The sequence below is a fragment of the Faecalicoccus sp. genome, assembly GCF_036552745.1.
GTDB lineage: Bacteria > Bacillota_I > Bacilli_A > Erysipelotrichales > Erysipelotrichaceae > Faecalicoccus.
On record NZ_JAXKBY010000115.1, the window covers coordinates 1 to 10,690 of the forward strand.

At 41.8% G+C, this 10,690-nt stretch carries 8 protein-coding genes; 7 read left to right on the plus strand and 1 reads right to left on the minus strand.

Going from position 1 to position 10,690, the window contains the following annotated elements; translation table 11 throughout:
- Window positions 1-223: 223 nt before the first annotated feature.
- Window positions 224-1,729 carry an NAD(P)H-hydrate dehydratase gene (locus U0M88_RS05585; protein WP_331869162.1) on the minus strand — a complete coding sequence of 502 codons (1,506 nt, stop codon included), beginning with the start codon at window positions 1,727-1,729 and terminating at the stop codon, window positions 224-226.
- 89 nt (window positions 1,730-1,818) lie between these two features.
- On the opposite strand from U0M88_RS05585, the gene U0M88_RS05590 reads away from it, so the two are divergent.
- The 7 genes from U0M88_RS05590 to U0M88_RS05620 all read left to right on the plus strand — a co-directional run.
- Window positions 1,819-3,435, plus strand: coding sequence for an oligosaccharide flippase family protein (locus U0M88_RS05590; RefSeq protein ID WP_331869163.1), 1,617 nt, complete (start codon window positions 1,819-1,821; stop codon window positions 3,433-3,435).
- Window positions 3,436-3,438: 3 nt separating this feature from the next.
- A complete protein-coding gene (mnmG, locus tag U0M88_RS05595) occupies window positions 3,439-5,298 on the plus strand; it encodes a tRNA uridine-5-carboxymethylaminomethyl(34) synthesis enzyme MnmG (RefSeq protein WP_272006490.1) in 1,860 nt (619 codons plus the stop codon).
- A 21-nt stretch (window positions 5,299-5,319) separates the two neighbouring features.
- A complete protein-coding gene (locus tag U0M88_RS05600) occupies window positions 5,320-5,670 on the plus strand; it encodes an FtsB family cell division protein (protein WP_229035580.1) in 351 nt (116 codons plus the stop codon).
- Between the two features lie 132 nt (window positions 5,671-5,802).
- A complete protein-coding gene (locus U0M88_RS05605) occupies window positions 5,803-6,327 on the plus strand; it encodes a winged helix-turn-helix domain-containing protein (protein WP_022789408.1) in 525 nt (174 codons plus the stop codon).
- Window positions 6,328-6,401: 74 nt separating this feature from the next.
- Complete coding sequence (locus U0M88_RS05610; RefSeq protein WP_331869164.1) at window positions 6,402-8,816, plus strand: glycogen/starch/alpha-glucan phosphorylase; 2,415 nt, start codon at window positions 6,402-6,404, stop codon at window positions 8,814-8,816.
- Between the two features lie 65 nt (window positions 8,817-8,881).
- On the plus strand, window positions 8,882-10,030 hold the full coding sequence (gene dxr / locus U0M88_RS05615) for a 1-deoxy-D-xylulose-5-phosphate reductoisomerase (RefSeq protein WP_331869165.1): 1,149 nt from the start codon (window positions 8,882-8,884) through the stop codon (window positions 10,028-10,030).
- A gap of 52 nt (window positions 10,031-10,082) precedes the next feature.
- Window positions 10,083-10,690: hypothetical protein (locus U0M88_RS05620; protein ID WP_331869166.1), on the plus strand; the 608-nt coding region annotated here is incomplete at its 3' end.

Genomic DNA, 10,690 nt, shown 5'->3' on the forward strand with positions numbered 1-10,690 from the left:
AGCCAAAGAAATATTACCTATCCGTCTGAACCGTCAAAACAAACGGAAGGTGAAGTCCAAATCACCAGTATCGTTCAACTATCGATATGACTAACGGCCATATTATATAACTTAAAAAATGTAGTAGCAATACTACAATTGTTGTCATGCCTTATTAGTAAAAAACTATCTAGACTTGATTGCCTGTATAGTTATAGTTGTCTTCACTTAATGACATTGAAGCTTAACCTTCCCGTAAAGATTGAAATACATTAGGAATTTGATGAATCAGATCCTCCGGCATAAAGCAGGCAGGATCTTTTTTCTGTTTGGCACAACAACTGTGAATATACGTACCGACGGCAGCTGCCTGAAAGGCGTTGCGGCATTGGCCATAGAGTCCGGCAATGATACCGCATAATATATCGCCGCTTCCTCCTTTTGCCAGGGCAGAGTTTGGCTGATGCAGTACATATATTTGATCTTTATGTCCGATCAATGTGATATCGGATTTTAAGACCAGCGTACAGTTAGGATAGCTGGCACAAAATTCCTGCACGGTTCCAAAGGGATCCTGCAGGATCTCAGATAGGCTTCGATGACAAAGATAAGTCATCTCTTTGATATGTGGTGTCAGGATGATCGAAAAGTCCTGCCGTAAAAGTTCAGGGTGTTCACGAATCGCCCAACAGGCATCGGCATCGAAAAGAGTGCAGGTGGAAAGCTGCAATGCCTTTTGTACCAGTTTTTTGGTGCTTTCCTGCTGCCCCATACCATTGCCGATCGTCACGATATCGTATTTTCCGGTTTCTTTTGCCAAGGCTTCAATGGCTGTATTTGAAAAATAACCATTTTTATCTTCTCCGCTTTTCAACATCGCAAATTCCATTTTCTGAGCCAGAATGTCATGAATACAATCCGGAACAAAGCAGGTCAGCGTTCCAATCCCGCTTTGATAACAGGCTCTGGCAGCCATGGTGATGGCACCATGCATGGAATAAGAACCGCCGATCATCAAGGCTTTGCCGAAGGTGCCTTTATGTCCGTCATCAGGACGTTGGGGAAGAAGGTGTTTGGCCTCCATCGGATCTAACAGGATGGCAGTTTTTGCATCTCTATGTATAGTTTGTGGAATTCCGATGGGAATACATTTCAGCTTGGAACAGACTTTTTTACCTTCGTTGATCAACTGTCCGGTCTTGATACAGTCTAAACAGATGGTCAAATCACTGATTATGCAGGCATTCAAGATCTTTCCGGATGTCGCATCCAGTCCACTGTTGATATCGATGGAGATCACATACGCATCAGAGGCATTGACCGCCTCCGTCAAGGTTTTATAGTCACCTTCAATATCTCGGGAAAGGCCGTTTCCAAACAGGGCATCAATTATAACATCAACGCTTTGAAGCAAAGATAAAGTTTCTTTGAAAGATGAAAAGTGCACCTGTTCATTCTTTTCCAGCATAGCCCACTGGATTCTTTCATCATTTGACATGGATGAAGCTTTAGGGGCATAGACGATACAAGGTCGATGCAGTAAACGGGCAATGGCTAGACCATCACCGCCGTTATTTCCCGGACCACATAGTATAAGAATTTGATCACCAGGCTGCAGATGGTCTTGAATGATCTTTGTGCAGCCTAAGGCCGCATGTTCCATCAGGATCAAGGAAGGAATCTTATGTTCGTGAATGGCTGTCTTATCGGCCAGGCGAGCCTGTGCAGCCGTACAGATAGTTGTTTTCATAATTTTAGTATAGTGCAAAAGAGAAAAAAAAGCTTGTATTTTTCAAGCGTATGATATAATGAATTCTAATTGGGATGGAGGTGCATGGAATGCAGGAATCATCAAAGATTAAAAAGTCGATCATACTCAGTGGTTTGGTAGGAACCGGCGGTATGTTTATTGCCAAACTGATTGGGATCGTCTATGCCATTCCCTTTTCCAGCATTTTAGGATCGGATGTCTATATGGGCATTTACGGTCAGGCTTATAATATTTATTCCTATGTGCTAAGCGTATTTACGGCAGGCTTTCCTTTTGCGATTGCGACATTGGTAGCCCGTTATACGGTACTAAAAGATGCACATACGGTTTTATTGATTCGCAAGATTGCTTTTGTGGCACTGGCATTGATGGGCTTTGCGGGCATGCTTTTAATGTTTGGATTATCCGGTGTGCTGGCTCCTTTAATGGTAGCCCAAAGCAGCGATATTATGGCACGCTCTTTACAAATCTTATCACTGGCCATCTTCTTTGTGCCTGTTTTATCCGCTTTACGTGGCTTTTATCAGGGACGTAAAGAGATGGAACAATATGCGTTTTCGCAGGCTTTTGAACAATTGTTCCGTGTCGGCTTTTTATTATCGATTTCATGCTTATTTGTCTATGCTTTAGGCTTGGAGCGAAAATGGGCATTGTATGTTTCTGTTTTATCGACATCCGTGGCAGCCATTGCGGCCATCGCACAGTTTTTGGCTTTCGACAAACGCAAGAAACAGGAGATTGTTTTAGAAAGTCAGGAACAAAAAAAGATAGGAATTTCACAGAGTAAAATTGCCAAAGAAATGTTTATTTTGGCCATTCCTTATATGATCTCGGCAATTTTTGGTTATTCTCAACAAATCTTTAATGCGATTTTATTGCCGACCGGTCTTCATCTGCACCAGTATGATGAAGCTACGATTTCAACCATCATTTCGGCAACCAATTATGTCGGGGTAAAGATCACGGCCATTCCGATGATTTTGGCACCTGGTTTTACGGCGGCCATCATTCCGCATATCACGGAAGCTTTGACACGAAAAGACTGGGCCAAGACAAGAAAAAATGTCGTGGATTGTATAAATGTCGTTTTGACTATCGGTATTCCTGTATCCTTCTGTATCTTTTTATATGCAGGGCCGATGAACTATACTTTATTCTATACCGGAAACTTGGATATGAGTTCTTATGTTCTGGCCTGGCTTTCCATCGAAGGCTTTTTGGGGACGATTTCTCCGGTAACGACCAATCTGATGATGGCATTAGGTTTAAAGCGAACATCTTTACGGCGGATGATGATCTCAACCATTATCAAAGGTGTTTTAATGGTACCTCTAACCGCAATTTTTGGCTTTGCGGGCAGTGTATTGACATCCATTGTCGGCGATGGGTATTTGATTGTGTTTAACCTAAAAGAAGTGCGTTCTGTGTATCAGATTCGCTTTCATAAAACATTACAGATCGTATCTCGACTTTTGTTGGTGATCGCATCGATGTTTATCGTTTGTACGCTTTTAAACTGGATTGGCCTCAATGGAGTCGATGGCTCAAAATGGATTGCCTGTATCAAGATGGTCTTTAATGGTCTTTTGACATTGGGAGCTGGTGTAGCGGTTGCCTGCTTTATGCATCTGCCGCAGGCTGTTTTTCACATTCGTATTCATTTACCACGTAGAAAAGGGGCATAGTCAATGTTTGATATCATTGTAATAGGAGCTGGGCATGCCGGTATTGAAGCGGCCATGGCAGCTTGTCGAATGCATAAAAAAGTGGCATTGGTGACCTTGGATATTCAAATGGCAGGCTCTATGCCCTGTAATCCAAGCGTTGGTGGTCCGGCCAAGGGCATTGTTGTAAGAGAAATCGATGCTTTAGGTGGCTTGATGCCTATCGTTGCCGATCAGACCGCTTTACAGTTTAAAATGTTAAATACGACCAAAGGACCGGGGGTCTGGTCTTTGCGCGTACAAAGCGATAAAGAAGAATATAAAAAACAAATGGCTTCGATTTTACAGAATACCAAAGGTCTAACGGTGATCGAAGATGCCTGTACGAATTTGTTGATTGAAAACCAGCGTGTAACCGGAGTGCATTTAAAGGCACGGGGTGATGTTTTTGCCAAAGCTGTTATTTTGACAACGGGAACCTATATGACATCAACGATCCTTCGCGGTCATACCGCAACGGTATCCGGGCCGGAAAATCAACCTACGATTCAATCATTGTCGGCCGGTCTGCAGGAACATGGAGTCCGTCTGTTTCGCTTAAAGACCGGAACGCCGCCACGCATCTTACGTGACAGTATTGATTTTTCCAAAGCCGAAAAACAACCCGGTACACCGGAGTTTTTCAGTTTTAGTGAGACCACGAAACCAGGAGATGTTTTACCTTTTGACAGACAGGAAATTTGTCATTTGATCTATACGACACCAAAAACACATGAAATCATTCGTGAGCACCTACAAGATTCGGCGATGTATTCCGGTCTTGTCAAAGGTGTTGGCCCTCGTTACTGCCCCAGCATAGAAGACAAGCTGGTACGCTTTGCGGATAAGGAAAGACATCAGCTGTTTCTGGAGCCGGAATCCAAAAGCCTGGAAACCATTTATTTACAGGGTTTTTCCACTTCTATGCCTATTGATGTGCAGGAACAAATGGTTCATTCTCTGCCGGGTCTGGAAAACGCAAAGATCGTAAAATACGCTTATGCGATCGAATACGATGCGATCGACCCTTTACAGATGAAACCAAGCATGGAAAACAAAGTTATTGAGAATTTGTTTACGGCCGGGCAGGTCAATGGTACCAGCGGTTATGAAGAAGCAGCCGGACAAGGTTTGATGGCCGGAATCAATGCCGCTTTAAAAATTGATGGAAAAGAACCGTTTGTTTTACGAAGAGATGAAGCTTATATCGGTGTTATGATCGATGATCTTTGTACTAAAGGCACCAAAGAACCCTATCGTCTGTTGACTTCCAGAGCCGAATATCGTCTGTTGTTGCGACACGATAATGCCGATCAGCGCTTGTTGGAAAAGGGATACCAGTTAGGTGTTGTATCCAAAGAGCGCTATGAGCAGTTTCAAAAAAAGATGGAGACGATTCAAAAAACGAAAGAATTGTTACAGGAAGTGCATATCAAACCAACGGAATCCATCAATGCGTATTTATCTTCTTTAGGCTTTGATCCTTTACAGCATGGATGCAGTGCTTTGGAGCTGTTAAAACGTCCACAGGTAACGATCAAAGGCCTGCAGTCCTGGATTGAACAGGATATTGATGCTTCTGTTGCCAGACAGATCGAGATTGAAGTGAAATATGCGGGGTATATTGAAAAGGCAAAACGCGATGCACGTCATTTACAGGCGATGGATCAAAAGAAGCTTCCAGAGGGTTTAGATTATCTGCATATGGATAATTTGCGTTTGGAAGCCCGACAAAAGCTGGATCAGATTCGTCCTTCTACGTTAGGGCAGGCTTCCAGAATTTCCGGTATCAACCCCAGTGATATTGCGATATTGTCATTATGTGTAAAACCACATAAAAAATGATATAATAGTAAGGGGATTCATATGAAAAGAGCATATAAAGTCAAACGAACCGAAAGACAAGTCAAAAAAGTGCCGATCTCAAAAGGAAAGGCTATGCGAAAAGCTGTTCTTTGTGCGTTCTTGTTAGGGGGAACCATCTATTTGACATGGAGTGGCATACAAGATCTACAGACAACGGCACAACTTCGGTTAAACATACAGGAAAATAAAGATCAGATTGCGGATTTGGAGAATGAAAAGAAAGATTTGGAGAAGACATATCAGAATCTAAGCAATCCGGATTATGCCCGCTATTTTGCCATGGGACGCTATCATGTGACCCAGGATGGAGAGCAGGTCTTTATCTTTCCAAGCGCAGATAAACAAGAGTAAAGCAGTCATCCTAAGTCTATTGGGATGACTTTTTTCATGCCGAAAAGATCCGGTTGTGCAGATTTTTGTCCTCTTGTACCGCTTTTCTTGTCAACACAATAAAAATCTGTTTATCTGAAGGCGGAGGTTATTATGAAAACTGATACAATTCAAATCTGTTTAGACGTAGAAGATGATGTTTGGAATGAATGGTGCCTGTATCATGAAGTGCCCAATCGGGCTCGTATCCATTCCAATACGATTTGTATTCCAGGCACCATCACCCGGCAAAATGCCTGCTTTCTTCAAAATAAGAAGATGTATGGACTTCATGGCTTCTGGATCGAAACCAAAACACTGGTCAGGCATCGATATTACTGCTCGCAAAATATTACTGTAGATCTTTTTACGCATAGAGTTTATGTAGCGGATAAAATGGTCAAGCTTAATCCCTCGGATTTTGATCTGCTGGTGCATTTTTTAAAACATCCGCATCAGGTATTATCCAGAGATATATTGATCGATTTATTGGAGATACGAAAAAATCGAGTGATGCAGGACAATGCGCTTTCTGTGCATATACGTCGGATTCGTAAGGCCATTCAAAATAAAACGCTCATTTTGACGGTTCCCATGGTGGGATATATGTGGACAAGTGACGTAACAAGCGATAAATAGGGCGTTTGAAAAGCGAAAGAATTTGAAAATCGACCGACAGATAGTTATAATAGACACAGTGTGGAGGGAAAACTATGTCAAATCGATTTGATTCAAAGGAAGTTTTTATCGAGCGGTATAAACAGGAAGTTTCTGAAACATATGGTCGAGATTTTGAAGAAACTTTCCCGGCAGAACGATATCAAGTATTAGGAAAGATGATTCGTGACTATGTCGGAATCAACTGGAAAGAAACAAAAAATGCGATTCGAAAATCACAGTCAAAACAGTTATATTATTTTTCCATGGAATTTTTGATGGGGCGCTTGTTGACAAGCAATCTGATGAACTTGGGAATTTACGATCTTGTCAAAGAAGGATTACAGGATCTGGGGATGGATCTTAATGATATGGAAGAAATGGAAAGCGATGCCGGTTTAGGAAACGGTGGTTTAGGACGTTTGGCAGCCTGCTTTATGGATTCTTTGGCTTCCCTGGATTTAGCCGGACATGGAAACTGTATTCGTTATCGTTATGGTCTTTTCAAACAGAAAATCGTTAATGATGAACAGGTAGAATTACCGGATTGTTGGTTAAAGAATGGTAACGTATGGGAAGTTTGGAAACCGCATCATGCGATGCAGGTGCCTTTTGGTGGACAATTGGATGCCTATATGGATCAAAACGGAAAATTCCGTTCCAACTATCATCCAGAATTTGTTGTGCGCGCCGTACCATATGATGAACCAATTATCGGTTATCATACGACGACGACCAATACATTGCGTTTATGGGATGCCGAAGTCGATGAAGACTTTGTGCAGGCCGGACAGTTGAATAAATATTTGAACGATGTTATGGCTATTACAGCCAATGTGTATCCGGATGATTCTACAGAAGAAGGAAAGCTGCTTCGTTTGAAACAGGAATATTTCTTCGTGTGTGCCGGTATCGATCAGATCATTCGTTCTCATTTACGTGCCTATCCAAGCCTGGATAATTTAGGCGAAAAAGCGGCCATTCAGTTAAACGATACCCATCCGGTATTAGTCATTCCGGAATTGATGCGTGTATTGTGTGATGATTATGATTATGAGTGGGATCACGCATGGGATATCGTGACAAAAACCGTAGCTTATACCAACCATACGGTCATGGCTGAGGCTTTGGAAAAATGGCCGCAGGAAATGATGCGTTCTTTATTGCCTCGTATTTATATGATCATCGAAGAAATCGACCGTCGTTTTAAATACGAAGTGGATCATAAGGGTATGGGCCATGTATGGAACAATGTGGCCATCTTAAAAGAAGGTCAGGTCCATATGGCGCATTTGGCCATTGTCGGCAGTCACAGCGTGAACGGGGTAGCTAAGCTGCATACCGAAATCTTGATTCATGATGTCATGAAGGATTTTGCGGATCTATATCCAGGTCATTTCAACAATAAGACTAATGGAATTACGCATCGTCGCTGGTTGTTGTATTCGAACCCACAGCTGACAAAATTGTTGGAGGAAACCATTGGAGATTCCTTTAAAACGCATCCGGAAGATTTGGAAAAATTGATGGAACACGTCGATGATCCGATCCTGCAGCAGCGTTTTATGGATGTGAAGCTGGAACGTAAACAGATTCTTGCCGATTATGTAAAGAAGACATTGGGTATTGATGTCGATGTAAATTCGATCTTTGACTGTCAGGCTAAACGTTTACATGCCTATAAACGTCAGTTGTTGAACATTTTCCATGTGATGCATCTGTATTTGAAGATGAAAGAAGAACCAAGCTTTAGAATTTATCCGCGTACATTCTTCTTCTCGGCTAAGGCAGCACCTAGCTACATGCTGGCAAAAGAAATCATCAAGCTGATCAATATGGTAGCTGATAAGATCAATAACGATCCGGAAATCAATCAGTATATCAAAGTGGTCTTCATTCCAAACTATTCAGTTTCGGTAGCTGAAATCTTATTGAATGCCGCAGATGTCAGTGAACAGATTTCTACAGCCGGAAAAGAAGCCAGTGGTACGGGAAATATGAAATACATGATGAATGGAGCCATCACTTTAGGAACTTTGGATGGAGCCAATGTGGAAATCGTAGAACGTGTCGGCTATGAAAATGCAGAAATCTTCGGCCTGCGTGTGGAAGACATTGAAGAAGTAAAGAAAGAAAACTCTTATAACGCATGGCATATCTATCACAACAACTATCGTGTTCGTCGTGTGATCGATTCTTTGAAAAACGGAACATGGTCTTCCAATCCAGATGAATTCCAGCTGATCTACAATGATCTGTTGTTGCGAAATGATGAATTCTATGTCCTGGCTGATTTTGATGCCTATGTGTATGCACAGCGTCAGGTAGAAGCTCGTTATGAGGATAAGACAAGCTGGGCACGTACGATGTTGATCAATATTGCACAGAGCGGTTATTTCTCCAGTGATCGTACGATTCGTGAATACGCAAAGGAGATTTGGGATCTTCATCCGATTCCTTTTAAAAAGTAAAATGAGAAGTGAGGTTGAAAAACTTCACTTTTTTTGTATAGTATGATTAAGAAACGAGGAAAAATATGAAACGTATAGTATTGTTAGGGGCAACAGGTTCTATCGGCAGACAGACCTTGGATGTACTTTCCAAACATCCGGATGAATTTTCTCTGGTCGGTATCTGTGCCGGGCATAACGCAAAAGAGCTCAAAAAAATTGTGGAGGCTTTTCCATCGGTAGAAGCCATCGGTTTATTTGAAAACAAGGAAGGAATTACGTTTTCCTGTGAACATGTCTTTTATGGCGAAGAGAATATGGTGCAGTGTATCCAACATTGTGATTATGATCTTTTGGTCAATGCGGTTGTCGGTTTTCGAGGATTAAAGCCTACTTTAGAATCGTTACGTCAAGGAAAGGATGTAGCATTGGCCAATAAGGAAAGCCTGGTTGCCGGAGGTGTTTTGGTTAAAAAGATGTTGGAAAAGACTAACACAAAATTATATCCGATCGATTCTGAGCATTCGGCAATCTTTCAATGTCTGCAGGCTGGAAAAAAAGAAGAAGTGCGGCGTTTGATCATTACCGCATCAGGAGGAAGTTTTCGTGATCGTACCAGAGAACAGCTTCAGAATGTCAGTGTGGAAGAAGCGCTGGCACATCCAAACTGGAACATGGGCAAGCGTATCACGATCGACAGTGCTACCATGGTCAATAAGGGCTTTGAGGTCATAGAAGCGCATTATTTGTTTGATCTTCCTTATGAAAAAATAGATACGGTCTTACATGCTCAAAGCTTGATTCATTCCATGGTGGAATATAATGACAATGCCATCATGGCACAGCTTGGTTCGGCCGATATGCACTTGCCGATACAGTATGCTTTAATGTATCCAAACCGTCCGTATTTAAAAGAAGAGCATCCGTTGGATATGACAAAGACGCTAACCTTGGATTTTAAAGAAATGGATTATGAACGGTATCCTATGTTGAAATTGGCGTATCAGATTGGAAAAAGAGAGGGTAACTTGGGCGCTTGTTTTAACGGAGCGGATGAAAAAGCGGTAGAGTTGTTTCTGGACAAAAAGGTCTCTTTCCTGCAAATTGAAGAAAGTATTGAAAAAGCGGTAGAAACTGCTACATTTGTGGCTGATCCGACTTTAGAAGATTTGGAAAGAACGGATCAGGAAGCCCGAGAATTTGTCGTTCGATACTGGGGACTGGAAAACCAGTAAAAAATAAGGTAAAATACAAGTTGGTATAAGAAACGTGAGGAGTGATGGATCAATGAAAAAACGGATCGCATACAGTCTTGCTTCTGTGGTGGCAGCGTCTGCCATCGGTTTTACCGGCATGCCGATTTATGCACAAACGACATCCACACATACGACTGTAGTACAGACAAAGGAAATCAAGGATCCTCAGGATTTTGTTGATCTGTACTGTTCCTTTAAAAAAGTAACGATCGATAATAAGAAACAGGAGATCATTACTTATACAGTCTATGAAACTGTAACAGAAAAAAACTATGAACAAATCCTGAGTGGTAAAAAAGTGTATGATACCCTAGATAAGGATACACAAAAAGCGATCAATGAGATTTTATGGAATACCAAGAATAAAGAAGAAAAGCCTCTGGAGAAAGATTATGGAAAACTGTATGAAGAAGCACTTTTGATGCAACAGACGGTGAAACAAAGTGAAGAGGCAAAAGTGGAAGAAAGCGAAGAGGTCACAAAACCTGAACAGGATGGGGATAAAAAGGAACCGCCTGTAACCGAAGAATCTACCTCTTCACAAGAATCGCAGACGACACCCGAAGATAACAAAGAGACAGAAAAAGTCGAAGAAACAAAACCAGTTGAAGATACAGAATCGAAAGTCGAGGACAATAC

Excerpts from the sequence above, each read along its gene's own strand:
- U0M88_RS05585 (WP_331869162.1), bottom strand. The coding sequence starts at position 1,729 with ATGAAAACAACTATCTGTACGGCTGCACAGGCTCGCCTGGCCGATAAG.
- U0M88_RS05590 (WP_331869163.1), top strand. The coding sequence starts at position 1,819 with ATGCAGGAATCATCAAAGATTAAAAAGTCGATCATACTCAGTGGTTTG.
- mnmG (WP_272006490.1), top strand. The coding sequence starts at position 3,439 with ATGTTTGATATCATTGTAATAGGAGCTGGGCATGCCGGTATTGAAGCG.
- U0M88_RS05600 (WP_229035580.1), top strand. The coding sequence starts at position 5,320 with ATGAAAAGAGCATATAAAGTCAAACGAACCGAAAGACAAGTCAAAAAA.
- U0M88_RS05605 (WP_022789408.1), top strand. The coding sequence starts at position 5,803 with ATGAAAACTGATACAATTCAAATCTGTTTAGACGTAGAAGATGATGTT.
- U0M88_RS05610 (WP_331869164.1), top strand. The coding sequence starts at position 6,402 with ATGTCAAATCGATTTGATTCAAAGGAAGTTTTTATCGAGCGGTATAAA.
- dxr (WP_331869165.1), top strand. The coding sequence starts at position 8,882 with ATGAAACGTATAGTATTGTTAGGGGCAACAGGTTCTATCGGCAGACAG.